Consider the following 16534-nt stretch of genomic DNA (forward strand, 5'->3'; position numbering starts at 1 on the left):
TGTCAGGTGCCGCAGAAGGTCTGGTGCACCACCTCGTCCGGCGCGGGCGGGTGGCGCAGATCCGACGTATCGGGATCGTCCACGAAGGGCTGCGAGAGCGCAAGGTTGAGCCGCGCGAAGGGCGCGAAATCGCCAGCGACGGCCGCGTCGATCATCTCTTCCACACGGTGATTGCGCGGGATCAGCACAGGGTTGGCCGCGCGCATCGTGGCGAGCGGATCGTCCTCCTGCTCGAGCCGGGTGCGCCAGTCCGGCTCCCAGTCGTCGAAAAGGGCCGGGTCGGTGAATTGGTCGCGTGGTTTTCCGTCACTGAGCGCGCGGAAGGTGTTGGTGAAATCGGCCTGACCGTGCGCCATGTTGTTTAGCAGGTCGGTGATGAGGGTTTCATCGGCCTCTGATATCGCCGATAGCCCGATCTTACGGCCAAAGGCCTGACGCCAGTAGTGATGGGTCAACTCTGGCATGGCATGTACGGCCTTCGTGAATTTCTCCACCGCTTCATCCTCGTCTGTCATGAGCGGCACCATGGCCGTGGCTAGTTGCGCCATATTCCAGACAATCACGTTGGGCTGATTGGAAAAGGCATAGCGCCCGCGCATGTCGATAGAGCTGAAGACCGTGTCGGGATGATATGTATCGAGAAAGGCACAAGGGCCATAGTCGATCGTCTCGCCCGAAAGCGTGGTGTTGTCGGTGTTCATCACCCCGTGGATGAAGCCCACGGACATCCATTGCGCCACGAGCCGCGCCTGCCGATCGATCACGCGGGAGAGCAGGTCGACAGGGTCGGTCGCGTCCGGATAGTGGCGGTCGACCACATGAGCATAAAGCGCCTTGAGCGCGTCGAGGTCGCGGCGGGCGGCGAAATACTGAAACGTTCCCACCCGGATATGGCTGGACGCCACCCGAGTCAGGATCGCGCCCGGCAGGCCGCCCGGTTCGCGATAGACGGTTTCGCCGGTGCTGACTGCGGCGAGCGCCCGGCTGGTGGGGACGCCAAGCGCGTGCATCGCCTCGGATACGACGTATTCGCGCAGGACCGGCCCCATCCAGGCGCGGCCGTCGCCCATGCGAGAGTAGGGCGTGGGGCCAGAGCCCTTAAGCTGGATATCCACGCGGCGCCCGTCATGCAGAGCTTCGCCCAGAAGGTTCGCGCGTCCGTCGCCCAGTTGCGGAGAGAACCCGCCGAACTGGTGACCGGCATAGGCCTGGGCCAGCGGCTCGGCCCCGACAGGGATCTCGTTGCCGGCAAAGATTCTGGCCATGCTGGCCTCGTCGCCGGGCGTTATGCCAAGCTCGGCCGCCAGGGGTGTGTTGAAGGCGATGAGGTGCGGCTCTCGCACCGGCACGGGCGACATTCGTGTGAAAAAACGGTCGGGCAGGCGGGCGTAGCTGTTGTCGAACGGAATATGCAGGCTCATGGTCGCAACATAAGCGCCATGGCGGGGAATGCTAGAGCGTGCGCGACATCAGGAGATAGCGTTCGCGCGCGGCAAACCGCTGCTTGCCGTAGAATGTCCGGGCGCGGTCGTCTTCTCGGTCGACCTCGAGATGCAGCGCCTTTACGCCAGCCGCGCCGAGCGCTTTGGGCAGGCTTGCGAGGATCTCGGAGCCGATGCCGCGCCCGCGCACGCCCGAGCGGATGTAGATCTCGTCGAGAATGGCGTCGAGTCCGCCGTATTCGATGGACCAGCCGAAGGAAATCACCACGTAGCCAATGGGGGCACGCGCGGGGCCTGCAAGGTAAATGCAGCCATGCGGGCTTCCGTCGAGCAGCGGAGTCAGAGCCGCGCGGCGCGCGGCGTCATCCTGTGCGATATTCTGCTCGGCGTGGAAATCGGACACGAGCCGCAGGACGCGATCAAGGTCGTCGGGTCCGGCCAGGGTGAGCTTGGTCATAGGCGTGCGAGCCTTTCGGTGAGAAGGGAGAAAAGGGCGTCAGCGTCCACCTCGGTCAGGAAGGTGGCGTTGGGCGCGCGGGTGGTGACGCCCCACCAGTCGGCGACGGTCATGCCCAAAGTAAGGTCGGACCCGGTCTCGACCTCGACATTGATGTGGCGACCGCGGAAAAGGTCGGGCCGCAACAGATACGTGATGGTGCAGGGGTCGTGCAGGGGCACGCCGGGCGCGCCGAATTTCTCGGTATTGTGGCGGTGCGGCGCGTCGGTCAGCGCCGCGACGGCGGTTCCGACGGGCGTGCCGATGTCACGAAACGCGGTAGTTCGGGCGGGCGTCACGAGCGCCTTGTAGGTCACGTCGAGCGGCAGAACGGTTAGCGGCGCCCCGCACGCGAAGACCAGCTTGGCCGCGTGCGGATCCACATGGATATTGAACTCCGCCGCAGGGGTGACGTTGCCGCCTGCAAAATGCGCCCCGCCCATCAGCACGATCCGCCCAAGGCGCGCCGAGATGTCCGGCGCGCGTGTCAGCGCCGTGGCGACATTCGTCAGCGGACCGATAGCCACAAGCGTGACCGTGCCGGGCGCCTCGCGGCGCACGGTGTCGACGATGAAATCCACCCCGTGGCCCTTGGCCAGCGGCATCGAGGGTTCTGGCAGGTCGGGCCCGTCAAGCCCCGACGCACCGTGCACCTGTTCCGCCGTGACCAGCGGGCGCGCCAGTGGGCGGTCGCACCCGGCATAAATCGGCAGGTCCGGCCGGCCCGCCAGCTCGGCGATCTTGCGGGCATTGCAGGTCGTGAGATCTAGCGGCACGTTGCCTGCAACGCACGTCAGGGCCAGCACGTCGAGTTCCGGCGACGCGAGCGCCAGCAGGATCGCCACGGCGTCGTCCTGTCCGGGATCAGTGTCGATAATGATCTTGTGCGCGGCCATGCGGGCCATGTGTCACGAAGGCAGGATCATGTCCACCGGGCTTGGGGCGTGCCGGCCGATCCGTGCCGCTGTGGCCCTGGCGGCACGGTTGTGCTACCTAAGACCGCTGTAGAACCGACGAAACCGATTTTCCCATTGCGACCGCGCGGCGCATCGTTTTGACCATGGGCGAGGGCGCGGGAATGCAAAATCGGGGACGTCGGGGACAGGATGAAATACAGGCGCGAGATCGATGGGTTGCGCACGGTCGCCGTGGTGCCGGTGATCCTGTTCCACGCCGGGATCACCGTCTTCAGCGGCGGCTATGTCGGGGTGGACGTGTTCTTTGTCATCTCGGGCTATCTGATCACCACGATCCTGATCGACGGGCGGGAACGCGGCACTTATTCGCTCTGGCGTTTCTACGAGCGCCGGGCGCGCCGGATCCTGCCCGCGCTCTTTGTCGTGCTGGCCGCATGTGTGCCCGTGGCGTGGCTCTACATGCCGCCCTATCTCTTCGAAGAATTCGCGCGCAGCATGGCCTTCGCCGCGCTTTTCGTATCGAACGTGCATTTCTGGGAAAACGCAGGGTACTTCGCGCTTGAGGCCGAGCTGCAGCCACTGCTGCACACGTGGAGCCTCGCGGTGGAGGAACAGTATTATCTGCTGTTCCCCCTGCTTCTGATGGCCTTGGGGGCGTTCCGGCGCTGGCGCTTTGCGCTGGTCTTCGGGATCCTTGCGGCGATGTCGCTGGCCCTGAGCGAATGGGGCTGGCGGAATTATCCCGACGAGAACTTCTTCTTCACCTTCTCGCGCTTCTGGGAGCTTCTGGCCGGCTCGCTCTGCGCTGTGTGGCTCTACCGGCGCGACATGCGCCCCAATGAGGTGCTGGCCGGCTTTGGGCTGGCGCTGATCGTCTATGCGATCCTTGCCTTTGACGCGCTGGTGCCTTTCCCGTCGCTTTACGCGCTGGTGCCGGTCGTGGGCGCGATGCTGATCATTCTGTTTGCCGGGCCAAGCACCGTCACCGCGCGGGTTCTGTCGCTGAAGCCGATGGTGGGGATCGGCCTGATTTCCTATAGCGCCTATCTTTGGCATCAACCGCTGTTCGCGTTTGCGCGCATCCTGTCGGCCGATCATCCGTCTTTCGCGGTGATGCTGGGGCTGGCGGCGGCCTCGCTGGTGTTAGCCTGGCTCAGTTGGCGGTTCGTCGAGCAGCCGTTCCGGAACGCCAAAAGGCCACTTCTGCCCCGGCGCGCCGGTGTGTTCACGGCGAGTATCGTAGGGATCGCCGGTTTCGCCGCCTTCGGTCTTGCCGGCTTTCACAGTGGCGGGTTTCAGCAGCGGCTGGACGGCAGCCTGACGCCTGAATTCCGGGAAACGCTGAAAAGCTTTGACGAGCGCAGTGACTATGGCGGCTGTTTTCCCGGCACGGATCATGTGACGCGGTGGGCGAAACTGTGCGAGGTGTATCGTCCGGGCAGCCCCACACGGGTGTTCGGCCTGATCGGCGACAGCCACGCGATGTCGCTTCTGACGGGCCTTGCTCCCGTGTCTGAGCGCTTTGACGCGACCATCTTGGGCGGATCGGTTCCGGCCTGTCCGCCGCTAATAGGGGTGACCACATCGCTTGGCCCGAAAGAGAGCGATATTTGTCGTGATGCGGTCGAGACGCAGATTGAGGGGTTCAAGGCATCCGAGGTCGATCTGGTGTTTCTCGTGGCGCGCTGGTCGCTTTACGCAACCGACGATTATGACGCGCCGACGCTGGATCACGTGCTCTGGGCCGACGGAACAGAGTTCGAGCGCAGCCCTGAGGCGGCGCTTGAGGCCTTGCGCGCGGGTCTTGAGACGACGACGCGGGCCCTGACAGAGGCCGGTATAGAAGTGGTGATCGTGGGGCAGGTTCCTGCGCAACGCGTTCTGCCGCGGCAGGTTTTCGAACGCGTCGTTCTGCTGGGACGCGACCGGGAAAGAACCTTGGCCATGATCGAAGACAGCTACGTGACAGCCGCGGCGCACGAGCGCTTGCAGGCGCGGGCCTATTCCGTTCTGCGCTCGGTCGAGCGTGACATGGTGACCGTGGTCACGCTCGATCCGGCCTTTGCGCAGGGCGATCGCTATGGCTGGCTGTCAGAGGGTCAGGCGCTCTATGTGGACCGCGATCATCTGTCGGTCGCGGGCGCGCATGTGGCCGCGCGGTACCTGGCGTCACAACTGGAAGAGATTGTACCGCGCTGAGCGGATGACGGATCAGGTATCGGGTGGCAGAAGGCCAAGACCGCGCAGGTAGACTCCGATGCCGGATTCCAGGATATCCTCGGGCGAGAACGGCGATTGCGTGCCCGGAGAGTTGCGCGCGAAGAGCTCGACCACGCCGTGGCTGAGCGCCCAGATATGGGCCGAGAACATCGCCGGGGGCGGGCGTTTCTCGGGCGGGATATGCTGGCTGAGATCCTGCGCGGCCTGTTCCAGCACGGCGCGGGCGCGGTTGGCGACGGCGGCCAGATCAGGATCGCTGTTGACCGAGATTCCGCTTTCGAACATCGCGATGTAATGCCCGGGATATTTGCGTGCGAAGGCGAGATAGGCGCGGCCCGTCGCCTCGAACGCGGCCAGCGCCGAGGGCTGACCGGTGTCATAGGCGTATTGGACGACATCGGCGAAGATCTCGTAGCCCTGCCGCGCGGCCTCGGCGATGAGCGCCTCTCGTCCGTCGAAATGCCGGTAGACCGCCGCCGGGGTGACACCGGCCTTCTTCGCAGCCTCGGTCAGGGTGAATCCGGTGGGACCTTTTTCTTCGATAAGCGCGAGCGCGGCCTCGACCAGCGCCTGCCGGAGATTGCCGTGATGATAGCCGCGCTTAGGCATCCCAGATCTCAGGCCCGCCGCAGACCTTCGGATCGGACTGTCCGACTGCCTTGGGATCCTTGCGGCCATAGTCGATGGAGGTCAGCACGTGGCGGATCGCCGCGAGCCGCGCGCGGCGCTTGTCATCGGAGCGGATCACCGTCCAGGGCGCGTGGGCGGTGTGGGATCTGTCGAGTGTCTCGCCAATGGCCGCGGTGTAGGCATCCCATTTCTTGAGACCTTCGACATCGATCCAGCTGAGCTTCCATTGCTTCAGCGGGTCGCCTTCGCGGCCAAGAAAGCGGCGCAGTTGTTCGGCGCGGCCGACATTGAGCCAGAACTTGAAAAGGTGAATGCCCTCGTCCACCAGCATCTTCTCGACATCACCGACCTGATGGAAGAAATGCTCGCGCTGCTGGTCGGTGCAAAAGCCAAACACCTTTTCCACGACCGCGCGGTTGTACCATGAGCGGTCGTAGAACACCATTTCGCCCGCCGTTGGCAGGTGGTCGATATAGCGCTGGAAATACCACTGGCCCTGTTCGGTCTCGGTGGGTTTGGGCAACGCCACGACACGCGCCCCCCGGGGATTGAGATATTCGCGGAAACGTTTGATCGTGCCCCCCTTTCCGGCGGCGTCACGGCCTTCGAAAACGCAAACGATCCGCGCGCCGCTTTCCTTGACCCAGCCCTGCATCTTGGCCAGTTCGGTCTGCAGCTTCTTGAGGTCCCGTTCATAGGCCTTGCGCGGCATGCGTTCGGAGTGAGGATAGGAGGCGTCGATGATATCGCCCTTGTCGCCGCGCCGGATCGCGTTGCGCACCGCCTCGGGCGCCTCGGATTTGAAGAATTCGGTGATCGCGCCGTCGAATGGCAGCTCCATGGGCCTCTCCTTTTTGGCGGGCACTATGGGGTGTTACGGGGCAGGGCGCAATCCGGCGCGGGCGGCGGCGCGATGGATCGCTGCGACGATCTCGTCGGGCTCGGCATGGTGGGGCATGTGGCCGGTGCCCGGCAGCAGCACGAGATTGGCGTTGCGGATCTTCTTGGCCAGAGGCTGGGAGTGGATCGAGAGCCCAACGGTGGTATCGGCGGTGCCGTGCAGGATTTCCGTTGGCACCTTGATGTCCTCGTAATAGGGCACCATGCGTTTGATTTCCGACAGCAGGCTGGCGCGTTGTAGCGCGTTGGCGCGCAGGCTGCTGCGGCGCAGGGTGAGATCCGCGGCGAAATGGGCGAAGTATCCCTCCGGCACGTCATCGGGCTGGAACACCTCCGCGATGGCCTCCTGCACCCGCGATTGCGGCACGAAAGCGGTCAGCGGCGGGATCACAAGCGGCCCGGCCACAGGATGCGAAAGCAGGCGGTAATAGGTCGATAGCCCCGTATCCCAAGGGTGCGAGGCAGCCGAGACGGCCACCAGCGCGGCGAGGTGATCGGGGTGGTTGATCGCCCAGGCCAGCGCGACGGCGCCGCCGTAGGAATGCCCCAGCACGACAGGGTTTCGCGCGCCAAGCCGCGCCGCCGCTTCCTGCAGCACGGCGGCCTGCCGGATGACAGATGTTCCGTCCTCGGCCACCCGGTCCGTGTATCCGAGACCGGGCCGGTCGAAGATTATGACGCGGTAGTCTTGCGCCAGTTCGGGACCCAGACGGAAGGTCCAGTCGGTGAAATTGCCCGATGCGCCGTGAATCAGGACCAGATCGGGCGCCTCTCCGGCCTCGGGGCCCATGACAACCGCGTGGACCTGCTGGCCGTCGACCTCGATCAGCTCGCCCCGGGGAGGGTGCGCGGCGACGGCCACGGCTTCCTGCGCGCGGGCGCGGTGCAGCACGACGCCCCAGGCAAGGGCCAGCGCCAACAGAACCGCGAGGGCGATCTTAAGCCCCATTGCTCTGATGTCCGATGCGGTCCATCTCGAACGGGGTGGTCTGGTAGATCTCGTTGATCCAGTTGCCGTAAAGCAGATGGGCGTGACTGCGCCAGCGGTTCTGCGGTCGGCGGGCCGGATCATCGTCCGGATAGTAGTTGCAGGGCACATTGATCGGCGTGCCCGCCTCGATGTCACGGTCGTATTCCTGCTTGAGCGTATCGCTGTCATATTCGAGGTGGTTGAAGATATAGAGCCCCCGCCGCGCGGGATCTTCCACCAGGCAAGGCCCGACCTCATCGCTGTCGAGCAGAATATCGAGCCCGCCCGCCGCCTCGATCTCGGCGCGCTTCATCTCGGTCCAGCGGCTGACGGGGATCACGCAATCGTCCGAAAACCCACGCAGATAGGGCGAGGCGGGGGCCATGTTGCGGTGACGGAAGCACCCGAAGGCCTTGGCGTCGAGCATGTGTTTCTGCACGCCATGGAAATGATAGATCATCGCCATGCCACCCCAGCAGACGCCAAAGGTGGAGTGGACATGGGTTTGCGTCCAGTCGAAGACCTGTTGCAGCTCGTCCCAGTAGGTCACCTCTTCGAAATCCAGATGCTCGATCGGCGCGCCGGTGATGATGAGACCATCGAATTTCTCGCCCGTTGCAGCCACTTCGGTGAACGGACGGTAGAAGCTTTCCATATGTTCGGCGGCCGTGTTCTTGGTGCGATGCTCGGACATGCGGATGAGGCTGAGATCGATCTGCAGCGGCGTCGCGCCGATCAGGCGGGCGAACTGGTTTTCCGTCTGGATCTTCTTGGGCATAAGATTCAGCAGCCCGATGCGCAACGGGCGGATATCCTGCCGGGAGGCCAGATCCTCGTCCATGACCATCACGCCCTCACGGGTGAGGACGTCATAGGCGGGGAGGTCTGAGGGAATCCGGATGGGCATAAGCAGGCTTTCGGGCGGTTGGCCTAGTCAGATAGGCGTCGGCGCGGGCCGCGCAAGGGCGGTCGCGACAAGCTCGACGAAGAGATCTTCTGTGGTGCAGGCGGCAATCTCTTCGGCGGTGACCGTCACGCCCCATTTTTCCATGGCCGCGTAACGCGGTTCCCGGTGAGCCAACGCGCGCGCATAGGTCCAGCGGATGAAGGCGTCTGGATCAACTTCGTCTTCCAGGCATTTATTTTCACGAAGGTATTCCGCCCAAGCCATGTCCAGAAACTCGGGCTGATAGCACATCGGTTTCGGGGCTCTGTCGAAGCGGCGGATCAGTTCTTGGCGGTGCGCGTCATTGCCCTTGATGTGAACGAGCAGGCAGTGCCGCGTCAGTTCGGTCAGGATCGCATCGTCGGGATCGTCGCCATCGACCCATTCGCAGATGGACCCGCCGGTGTCGCAAATGAAATGCGGGTAACCGTAGAGAGCCTCGGCCCGGGAGATAAAATGGCTGGTATCCATCAGCGCGGCGATCTCTGCGCGGCGGAACTGATCCTGGCGGATGCGGAACTCCTCGATTGGCAGACCGCCCTTGGACGGATCACCCGGCTTTCCGAGATAGGTGGAGACCGGCGTGAGATTGTCGAAGGTGATGTTGGAGCCGATATAGATCGAATCCGTCAGTAGGAGGTCGCGCAGGAACGGCACCCTCATCGCGTGCGCCTTGGCGTTATCGGCAATGAGTTCGCCCATGTAGCGGGTACCGATGCGGTAATCGATCGAGTAATGGAACCACGCGCCGGATTTGCGCAGCATGTTGGATACATGCGTCTTGCCCAGCCCCGACATGCCATAAAACAGCACCCGCTTGTGCGGAGCATCGCGCCAGTCCTTAGCCGAAGAATAGATCATGAGGCACCTTTTGGTCTTGGGCGACGTGGTAGCCACAGCCGCGGCGGCGGTCAAACCCCAAACCTGCCGGGACAAATTAAAAAGCCCCGCCTGGTAGAGGCGGGGACGATCATCTTAGCGGCGCGCAAGGCCTAAAAGCGGAAACCCAGCTTCATGCCGAAGGCGAGAGCGTCGTTGCCCGAAAAGTTCGCGCCGATACCTGTCACGGCGTCACCCAGTTCAATATAGCGAATGCCTGTTGTCACATCCCAGCTCTCGGTCTGATACTTAACGGCAAGACCGTAGCTAAAAAAGCCGTCCTTGCCCGACAGGTTGCCGACCACGTTGCCCTGATCCTTTTCGTAGCCAAGGCTGACCGCGCCTGACCAGTTCTCGGAAAAGCGGCGCCCGACGCCCAGTTCATAGGTCCAGATATCCGAAGCGCCGCGCGCAATCGGAACGAGGCCGCCGACATAATCGCGCGGAGCGATCAGGAATTTGGTCCATTCCTGCCAGCGCACCGAACCGAAGACCAATGTGTTCGCGGCGATGCCCGAGCGGGCGTGCAGGGTGACGGCCTGGGGCGTCTTGATGTTGAAGGACGTCCCGGTATTGTCGCGAAAATCGTGCTTGATCTCCGACTCGTAGGTCAACGCGACCTTGAGCGCGATGTCGGGCCGCTCATACGCGCCGCCAAGCACGTAGCCGACCTGATAATTCTTGTCGACGGTCAGCGTGTAGAGCGGGGGGATCGTGGGCGGCAGACCGGCTGTCTGGATGCGCAGGCTCCCATCCATCGTCTGCACCCGCAGGCCGCCATAGGCGCTGAAATTGTCGTTGAATTGATACTTCAGCAGTCCCGTTACCGCGAATGTGTTCAGTTCGGCGGTTGTGCCGGAGAAAGGGTAAAAGGTACCCGCAGCGTAATTGACGTCTGCCCCATAGGGCTGATTGGCGATGATCGCATAGGTCAGCCTTTCGTTGATCTCGCGTTTATAAGCGAGCGAATAAGTCTGAAAATTCTCAACCATGTTGCCGGACGGGATGGCGCCGAAAGGTGAATTCACTGAGCCGCTCACGTCCGGTGCGACGACCGTCGCGGAAAACTCCAGGTAGTTTTTTCCGTTCTCGTAAAGAACCTGCGACCGATCCGAGTCCCTTTGGATCTCGCCGGCATGGCCCGCTGTCGCAGCCAGCGCCAGTGCAGCGGTTGCTCCTGCAAATACTCTCATATCCACCCCGGCCTGCGTTCAACTTAAGAAATACTAGGGTGTCGCAAGGACACGCTTGGATAAATCGATACTGCTGTTGTAAAAAATAATAAACCCCGCCCAGAAATGGGCGGGGTTCCAGTTGCCGAACTGCACCGGCTTAGAAGCGGAAGCCAACCTTCAGGCCCACGGCCAGCGCATCGTTGTCCGAAAAGTTCGACCCAATCGTCGTTGTGGTCGCCGAGCCGAGATCGAAGTACTTCACACCCAGGGTCACGTCATAGCTTTCGGCGGTGTACTTCATCGCGACACCATAGCTCATGAAGCCGTCGCGGCCTTCAAGGTTGCCCACAGGTTTGCCGCTGTCGGGTTCATAGCCGAGGGTCAGCGCACCCGACCAGTTTTCCGAGAACTTCCGGCCGACGCCAAGCTCGTACGTCCAGTAGTCGTCTGCGCCGAAGGCAATCGGCAACGGCGACCGGACGCCGGTGAAGTCGGACGGTGCAACCTGGAACTTGGACCATTCCTGCCAGCGGGCCGATCCGAAGATGATCGTGTCGGCGGCAATTCCGGTGCGCGCATGCAGGGTAACAGCCTGCGGGATTTCCACGTCGAACTTGGTTCCGGTGGTGTCGCGGAAGTCGTGCTCGATTTTCGATTCATAGGTGAGCGCGACACGGAGCGCGATCTCGGGGATCTCGTAAGCACCGCCGAACACATAACCTAGCTTGTAATCGTTATCAACCGACAGCGCGTAGCGCGTGGCGAACGGCGGGCTGGGCGGCAAGTTCACGCTGCCACTCAGCGACTGCACCCGCAGGCCGCCATAGACGCTGACACGGTCGTTCATCTGGTACTTGAGGTAGCCGGTGACGGCGAGTGATTTGATTATCGCGGTCGCAGAAGCAAACGGATAAAGCTGGAGCGGATAGGAAATGTCCGCGCCGACCGGGTTGTTGGCCACGATGGCAAACGTGAGACGCTCATCAATCTCGGTTTTGTACCCAAGGCTGAACGTCTGGTAGGTTTTTGCAATATCGCCAGACTGCAATCCGGCCAACGGCAGCACAGCGTTCGTGCCGACACCGCTGACGCTCGGCGCAACGTTGACGACCGAGAATTCCAGATAGTTCTTGCCCGCTTCGTACAAGATCTGCGAGCGATCTCCGTCGCGTTGAATGCTGCCTGCGTGCGCGGTGCCGGCGGCAAAACCGAACGCAACGGCTGCGAGTGCGAATTTTTTCATGTGACCCAACTCCTCCAAGGTTGGCGCGACATTACGCAAAGGCGCAAGACCGTCAATTTTGACGCGGCGTCACAAAACTGTGTGCCGTGGGGGCGTTGTTTTTAAGTCATAGTGCGCGATCACGACCGGCGCGTTTGCGACCATAGGTTTAGATAGTTTGCGCCAAAAATCACCGCCGCGCCCAGGATCACGAAAATATCGATCGGCTCTTGGTAGAGCAGCAGACCAACGACGGCGATCACCGGCAGTCGCAGGAAATCCACCGGAGAGACAAGCGTGGCGGGTGCGATGGCCAGGGCCGAGGTGATGCAGACATGCGCCATCAGCCCGGCAAACCCAATGGCCACGATGAAAGGCGCGGTCGCCAAGGATGGCAAGGCGATGTCACCGTCCAGCCCCGCGCAGACCAGCCCGAACAAGGTTTGCGTCGCCGTCATCCAAGCGAGAATACAGATCAGCGTTTCGGTGCGGGTCAGCTTTTTCGTGAAGATTATGGAGCCCGCGAAACCGATAGCGGCGGCAGCGGCGCTGAGCGTTCCGACATTGATCGTCTCGACGCTTGGGCGGGCGACGATCAGTATGCCGACGAACCCGATCAGGGCGGCGAGAACTCGGACCGGGGTCAGCCGTTCGCCCAAAATGAGCGGGGACAGCATCAACACCCAAAGCGGCGTGGTGAATTCGAGCGCGAAGACCTGTGCGAGAGGAATAAGGGTGATGGCATAGAACCACAGGTTCTGACCAGTAAAGTGACAGACGTTGCGCACCACATGAACACCCGGCGAGCGGCGCGTGATCTGACCAAGACGCCCGGTCAGCGCCCCCACACCCAGCACGATCGCCAGGCCGACAATACTGCGATAGGTCATGATTTCAAAGGTATCGAGGGCGAAGCTGACCTCGCGCCCGGCGACGGCCATGATCGAGAAAGAAGCCACCGCGCCCAGCATCCAGAGCGCCGCCTTGAGGACCTCTACCGGCTCGCTCGGACCCGGTACGGCGCTTACTCCCATTCGATGGTGCCCGGCGGTTTCGACGTGATATCGTAGGTCACCCGGTTGATACCCTTCACCTCGTTGATGATCCGGGTCGCCGTCTCACCCAGGAAGTCGTGGGTAAAGGGGTAGTAATCGGCGGTCATGCCGTCCACCGACGTCACCGCGCGCAAAGCGCAGGCGTAATCATAGGTGCGCCCGTCGCCCATCACGCCGACGGTGCGCACCGGCAGGATGGCAACGAAGGCTTGCCAGATCTCGTCATAGAGACCGTGCTTGCGGATCTGGTCGATATAGACCGCATCGGCCTTGCGCAGGATCTCCAGCTTGTCGCGCGTGATCTCGCCGGGGCAGCGGATGGCGAGACCCGGGCCGGGGAAGGGGTGGCGGCCAATGAAGCTGTCAGGCAGGCCCAGTTCGCGGCCAAGCGCCCGGACCTCGTCCTTGAAAAGCTCGCGAAGCGGCTCGACAAGCTTGAGGCCCATCTTTTCGGGCAGGCCGCCAACATTGTGGTGGCTCTTGATCGTCACGGACGGTCCGCCGGAAAAACTGACTGATTCAATCACGTCCGGGTAGAGCGTTCCCTGGGCGAGAAACGACGCACCCTCGATCCTGTCGGCGTGTTTCTGGAACACGTCGATGAAGAGGCGTCCAATGGTTTTTCTCTTTTCTTCCGGGTCACTTACACCTTCAAGCTCACCCAGAAAAAGATCGGATTCATCGGCGTGGATGAGTGGAATGTTGTAATGGTCGCGGAACATCGTCACGACCTCTTCGGCCTCGTTGAGGCGCAAGAGACCATGATCGACAAAAACACAGGTCAGCTGATCGCCGATGGCCTCGTGAATGAGCACGGCGGCCACCGAACTGTCGACGCCGCCCGAAAGGCCACAGATCACCTTGGCGTCGCCGACCTGGTCACGGATCTTGCGCACGGCCTCTTCGCGATAGGCATCCATCGTCCAGTCGCCCTTGAAACCCGCGTCGCGCACAAAATTCTCGTAAAGCGTCTTGCCGTTGGGCGTGTGGTGCACCTCGGGATGAAACTGCACGGCCCAGAAGCGGCGCTTGGGGTCGCCGGTGATCGCGAAGGGCGCGCCGGGCGAGGTGCCATAGACCTCGAACCCCGGGGCGATTTCGCTGACGTGATCGCCGTGGCTCATCCAGACCTGTTCGCGCTGCGAGCCATCCATGAACCAGCCGGTGAGCAGATCCGAGCGCGCCTCAGCGGGTTTCACCCAGGCGCGGCCGAACTCGGCGGTGGCGTGCTCGCCCGCCTCAACCTTTCCGCCGAGATCGTGCATCATCACCTGCTGGCCGTAGCAGATGCCGAGGATCGGCACGCCCATCTCGTAGACGGCACTGGGCGGGCGCGGGCTGCCGTCGCGCATCACCGAATCGGGGCCGCCCGAGAAGATCACGGCCTTGGGCGCGAAATCGCGCAGAAAGGACTCGGTGACGTTCTGATACGGATGGATTTCGCAGTAGACATTCAACTCGCGCAGGCGGCGGGCGATCAGCTGGGTCACCTGGCTGCCGAAGTCGATGATCAGAAGGCGGTCGTGGATGTCGGTGCTCATGATCTGGCAATAGGACGGGGTTGCGAAATGCGCAAGGGCAAGGGCGGTCCGGCGGGCGGGGAATTGAGCGCGCGGAATGTCGTTCCTGCGCCTCAGATGGCGCAATTCTTCCCTGTCGGACTTTTGCCCTGATGTAAAAGACGCGCAACGGCCCTTTTGGGGGCAAGGCATCTTCAAGGGATACAGCAGCATCATGGTCGAAGCAGCAGAACGCAAACGAGGCCGCGGTGGCGGCGGCGCGGCACGCCGGGCCGAACGCACGGCGGTCAGCATCGAGACCGCGAAGTATATCGAGCGCAATATCCCGAATTTCGAAGTGCTGACCGAAGAAGCGCTGGAGATCATCGAGCAGAACGCAGAGACGATTCTCGAAGAGGTCGGTGTCAATTTCGTCGATAATCCCGCCGCCCTGGCGCGCTGGAAAGACGCGGGCGCCGATGTCACAGGCGAGCGTGTGCGTATTCCGCGCGGCCTGGCGCGGCAACTGATCTCGACGGCGCCCTCGCAATACACACAGCACGCCCGCAATCCCGAGCGCAGCGTCGTGGTCGGCGGGCGCAACATGGTCTGCGCGCCGGTTTACGGCCCGCCCTTCGTGCGCGATGTCGACGGCGGACGCCGGTATGCGACGATGGCGGATTTCGAGAAATTCGTGAAGCTGGGCTACATGTCGAAATGGCTGCACCATTCCGGCGGCACGGTCTGCGAGCCCACGGATATCGCGGTGAACAAGCGCCACCTCGACATGCTGCGCGCCCACATGGTGCTGTCGGACAAGCCGTTCATGGGCTCGGTGACCGAGCCCAGCCGCGCACAGGACAGCGTGGATATGTGCGGCCTGCTCTTCGGGGAGCAGTTCGTGCAGGACAACACGGTGATGACCTCGCTCATCAACATCAACTCGCCGATGACCTTCGACGACGTGATGATGGGGGCGATGGAGGTCTATGCGCAGAACAACCAGGCCTGCATCGTCTCGCCGTTCATCGTCGGTGGCGCGATGGCGCCGGTGACGGTGGCGGGAACGCTGACGCAGGTCATGGCCGAGGTTCTGGCGGGCATCGCCTATAACCAGCTTTGCCGTGCTGGCGCACCGGTGGTGATGGGGGCCTTCGTGACCTCGATCGACATGAACTCTGGCGCGCCGACCTTTGGCACTCCGGAGGCCGCGCAGATTACCTATGGCGCGGGACAGATTGCGCGGCGCCTTGGACTGCCCTACCGGTCGGCGGGGTCCTTCACCGGCTCGAAGCTGCCCGATGCGCAGGCGGCCTATGAAACGGCGAACAGTCTGAACATGGGTCTTCTGTCGGGCGTGAACTTCATGCTGCATTCCTGCGGCTGGCTGGAAGGGGGGCTGGTGTCATCCGTCGAGAAGTTCGTGATGGATGCCGACCAGCTTGGCATGCTGCACCAGTTCGCCAAGGGCGTCGACCTGAGCGAGAACGGACAGGCGATGGACGCGATCCGCGAGGTCGGACCCGGCGGACATTACCTGGGCTGTGCGCACACGCAGGCAAATTTCAAAAGCGCGTTCTGGCGGTCGAACCTGCTGGATTACAAGCCCTTTGAGACCTGGTACGAAGAGGGCGCGCGCGATACGATGACATTGGCGCAAGCCAAGGTCGAGCATACCCTGAATACCTACCAGCAACCGCCCCTCGATCCCGGGATCAAGGAGGCGATCGACGCCTTCGTTGAGACGAAAAAGGCGTCGATGCCGGACGCGTTCAGCTGATCGCGGCAGGGCGGGCGGGCAGCGCGATTTCGCGCGGCTCCGCCCGGTTGCTGCACCGAAGAATGCGCGCCTCCCCCATCATGGCGATCAACAAGCCCAAGTGGCGCGCCGCCGAGTAGCCTGTGCGGCGCGCGCTCTACGGCGCGCGTTCATCTCTTCCTCCAGAACCAAGAGTTGCAGCAGCGCCTCCCGGCTGCGCGGACAACGCTGCCCGCCGAGATGGCGCGGCAAATGTGTCTCTCGACGATAATCCATCACTCCGATCCGGGCGGCGTTGATCAACAAACGCGGGCGTTTGATCGTATCGAGCTGGGCAAGCGCATCTTTCATCGGGGTCTCCTGAGTGGCTGATTTCCCTCTTTGCATTGCACAACCTAAAAGGGTGCTTCGTGATCTTACGTCC

At 62.7% G+C, this 16534-nt stretch carries 16 protein-coding genes; 2 read left to right on the top strand and 14 right to left on the bottom strand.

Annotated elements, in window-relative coordinates:
- Window positions 1-2: 2 nt before the first annotated feature.
- The 3 genes from EZV60_RS11080 to EZV60_RS11090 are packed head-to-tail and all read right to left on the bottom strand — an operon-like array spanning window position 3 to window position 2834.
- Entirely contained in the window at window positions 3-1421 is a 1419-nt protein-coding gene (locus EZV60_RS11080; protein WP_135505438.1) for a protein adenylyltransferase SelO, read from the bottom strand.
- A 31-nt stretch (window positions 1422-1452) separates the two neighbouring features.
- On the bottom strand, window positions 1453-1899 hold the full coding sequence (locus tag EZV60_RS11085) for a GNAT family N-acetyltransferase (protein WP_135505440.1): 447 nt from the start codon (window positions 1897-1899) through the stop codon (window positions 1453-1455).
- Window positions 1896-2834, bottom strand: coding sequence for a nucleoside hydrolase (locus EZV60_RS11090; RefSeq protein ID WP_135505442.1), 939 nt, complete (start codon window positions 2832-2834; stop codon window positions 1896-1898). The genes EZV60_RS11085 and EZV60_RS11090 overlap by 4 nt, the downstream gene beginning before the upstream one ends.
- A 210-nt stretch (window positions 2835-3044) precedes the next feature.
- On the opposite strand from EZV60_RS11090, the gene EZV60_RS11095 reads away from it, so the two are divergent.
- Window positions 3045-5054: an acyltransferase family protein gene (locus tag EZV60_RS11095; RefSeq protein ID WP_135505444.1), complete on the top strand. Its 2010-nt coding sequence runs from the start codon at window positions 3045-3047 to the stop codon at window positions 5052-5054.
- A gap of 12 nt (window positions 5055-5066) precedes the next feature.
- Here EZV60_RS11095 and EZV60_RS11100 read toward each other — a convergent pair whose 3' ends face one another.
- The 9 genes from EZV60_RS11100 to guaA all read right to left on the bottom strand — a co-directional run bounded on the left by EZV60_RS11100 (window position 5067) and on the right by guaA (window position 14393).
- On the bottom strand, window positions 5067-5684 hold the full coding sequence (locus EZV60_RS11100; protein WP_135505446.1) for a TetR/AcrR family transcriptional regulator: 618 nt from the start codon (window positions 5682-5684) through the stop codon (window positions 5067-5069).
- Window positions 5677-6546: a polyphosphate kinase 2 gene (ppk2, locus tag EZV60_RS11105; RefSeq protein WP_135505448.1), complete on the bottom strand. Its 870-nt coding sequence runs from the start codon at window positions 6544-6546 to the stop codon at window positions 5677-5679. Before ppk2 ends, EZV60_RS11100 begins: the two co-directional genes overlap by 8 nt.
- Window positions 6547-6579: 33 nt before the next feature.
- On the bottom strand, window positions 6580-7554 hold the full coding sequence (locus EZV60_RS11110; protein WP_135505450.1) for an alpha/beta fold hydrolase: 975 nt from the start codon (window positions 7552-7554) through the stop codon (window positions 6580-6582).
- Entirely contained in the window at window positions 7544-8482 is a 939-nt protein-coding gene (gene metA / locus EZV60_RS11115) for a homoserine O-acetyltransferase MetA (RefSeq protein ID WP_135505452.1), read from the bottom strand. The genes EZV60_RS11110 and metA overlap by 11 nt, the downstream gene beginning before the upstream one ends.
- 27 nt (window positions 8483-8509) lie before the next feature.
- Entirely contained in the window at window positions 8510-9382 is an 873-nt protein-coding gene (locus tag EZV60_RS11120) for an ATPase (protein ID WP_135505454.1), read from the bottom strand.
- Window positions 9383-9513: 131 nt separating this feature from the next.
- Complete coding sequence (locus tag EZV60_RS11125) at window positions 9514-10593, bottom strand: OmpP1/FadL family transporter (RefSeq protein WP_135505455.1); 1080 nt, start codon at window positions 10591-10593, stop codon at window positions 9514-9516.
- Window positions 10594-10732: 139 nt separating this feature from the next.
- Complete coding sequence (locus tag EZV60_RS11130; RefSeq protein ID WP_135505456.1) at window positions 10733-11818, bottom strand: OmpP1/FadL family transporter; 1086 nt, start codon at window positions 11816-11818, stop codon at window positions 10733-10735.
- Between the two features lie 119 nt (window positions 11819-11937).
- Entirely contained in the window at window positions 11938-12831 is an 894-nt protein-coding gene (locus EZV60_RS11135) for a DMT family transporter (protein WP_135505457.1), read from the bottom strand.
- Window positions 12822-14393, bottom strand: coding sequence for a glutamine-hydrolyzing GMP synthase (gene guaA, locus EZV60_RS11140; RefSeq protein WP_135505458.1), 1572 nt, complete (start codon window positions 14391-14393; stop codon window positions 12822-12824). The genes EZV60_RS11135 and guaA overlap by 10 nt, the downstream gene beginning before the upstream one ends.
- A 193-nt stretch (window positions 14394-14586) precedes the next feature.
- Here guaA and EZV60_RS11145 point away from each other — a divergent pair, with 193 nt between their 5' ends.
- Window positions 14587-16131 (top strand): trimethylamine methyltransferase family protein, encoded by a 1545-nt coding sequence (locus tag EZV60_RS11145; RefSeq protein ID WP_135505459.1) that lies wholly within the window; start codon window positions 14587-14589, stop codon window positions 16129-16131.
- On the opposite strand, the gene EZV60_RS19510 is transcribed toward EZV60_RS11145, so the two are convergent.
- Both EZV60_RS19510 and EZV60_RS11150 read right to left on the bottom strand, forming a co-directional pair.
- Window positions 16124-16231 (bottom strand): hypothetical protein, encoded by a 108-nt coding sequence (locus tag EZV60_RS19510; protein ID WP_342588790.1) that lies wholly within the window; start codon window positions 16229-16231, stop codon window positions 16124-16126. The two genes, EZV60_RS11145 and EZV60_RS19510, sit on opposite strands and share 8 nt — an antisense overlap.
- Window positions 16219-16461, bottom strand: coding sequence for a DUF6477 family protein (locus EZV60_RS11150; RefSeq protein ID WP_245306275.1), 243 nt, complete (start codon window positions 16459-16461; stop codon window positions 16219-16221). The genes EZV60_RS19510 and EZV60_RS11150 overlap by 13 nt, the downstream gene beginning before the upstream one ends.
- Between the last annotated feature and the right edge of the window lie 73 nt (window positions 16462-16534).

This window comes from Roseovarius aestuariivivens (assembly GCF_004761875.1).
In the GTDB taxonomy this organism is placed as follows: Bacteria; Pseudomonadota; Alphaproteobacteria; order Rhodobacterales; family Rhodobacteraceae; genus Roseovarius; species Roseovarius aestuariivivens.

Excerpts from the sequence above, each read along its gene's own strand:
- EZV60_RS11100 (WP_135505446.1), bottom strand. The coding sequence starts at position 5,684 with ATGCCTAAGCGCGGCTATCATCACGGCAATCTCCGGCAGGCGCTGGTC.
- EZV60_RS11080 (WP_135505438.1), bottom strand. The coding sequence starts at position 1,421 with ATGAGCCTGCATATTCCGTTCGACAACAGCTACGCCCGCCTGCCCGAC.
- EZV60_RS11090 (WP_135505442.1), bottom strand. The coding sequence starts at position 2,834 with ATGGCCGCGCACAAGATCATTATCGACACTGATCCCGGACAGGACGAC.
- EZV60_RS11125 (WP_135505455.1), bottom strand. The coding sequence starts at position 10,593 with ATGAGAGTATTTGCAGGAGCAACCGCTGCACTGGCGCTGGCTGCGACA.
- EZV60_RS11110 (WP_135505450.1), bottom strand. The coding sequence starts at position 7,554 with ATGGGGCTTAAGATCGCCCTCGCGGTTCTGTTGGCGCTGGCCCTTGCC.
- EZV60_RS11145 (WP_135505459.1), top strand. The coding sequence starts at position 14,587 with ATGGTCGAAGCAGCAGAACGCAAACGAGGCCGCGGTGGCGGCGGCGCG.
- EZV60_RS11085 (WP_135505440.1), bottom strand. The coding sequence starts at position 1,899 with ATGACCAAGCTCACCCTGGCCGGACCCGACGACCTTGATCGCGTCCTG.
- EZV60_RS11095 (WP_135505444.1), top strand. The coding sequence starts at position 3,045 with ATGAAATACAGGCGCGAGATCGATGGGTTGCGCACGGTCGCCGTGGTG.
- guaA (WP_135505458.1), bottom strand. The coding sequence starts at position 14,393 with ATGAGCACCGACATCCACGACCGCCTTCTGATCATCGACTTCGGCAGC.
- ppk2 (WP_135505448.1), bottom strand. The coding sequence starts at position 6,546 with ATGGAGCTGCCATTCGACGGCGCGATCACCGAATTCTTCAAATCCGAG.
- EZV60_RS11150 (WP_245306275.1), bottom strand. The coding sequence starts at position 16,461 with ATGAAAGATGCGCTTGCCCAGCTCGATACGATCAAACGCCCGCGTTTG.
- EZV60_RS11130 (WP_135505456.1), bottom strand. The coding sequence starts at position 11,818 with ATGAAAAAATTCGCACTCGCAGCCGTTGCGTTCGGTTTTGCCGCCGGC.
- metA (WP_135505452.1), bottom strand. The coding sequence starts at position 8,482 with ATGCCCATCCGGATTCCCTCAGACCTCCCCGCCTATGACGTCCTCACC.
- EZV60_RS11120 (WP_135505454.1), bottom strand. The coding sequence starts at position 9,382 with ATGATCTATTCTTCGGCTAAGGACTGGCGCGATGCTCCGCACAAGCGG.
- EZV60_RS11135 (WP_135505457.1), bottom strand. The coding sequence starts at position 12,831 with ATGGGAGTAAGCGCCGTACCGGGTCCGAGCGAGCCGGTAGAGGTCCTC.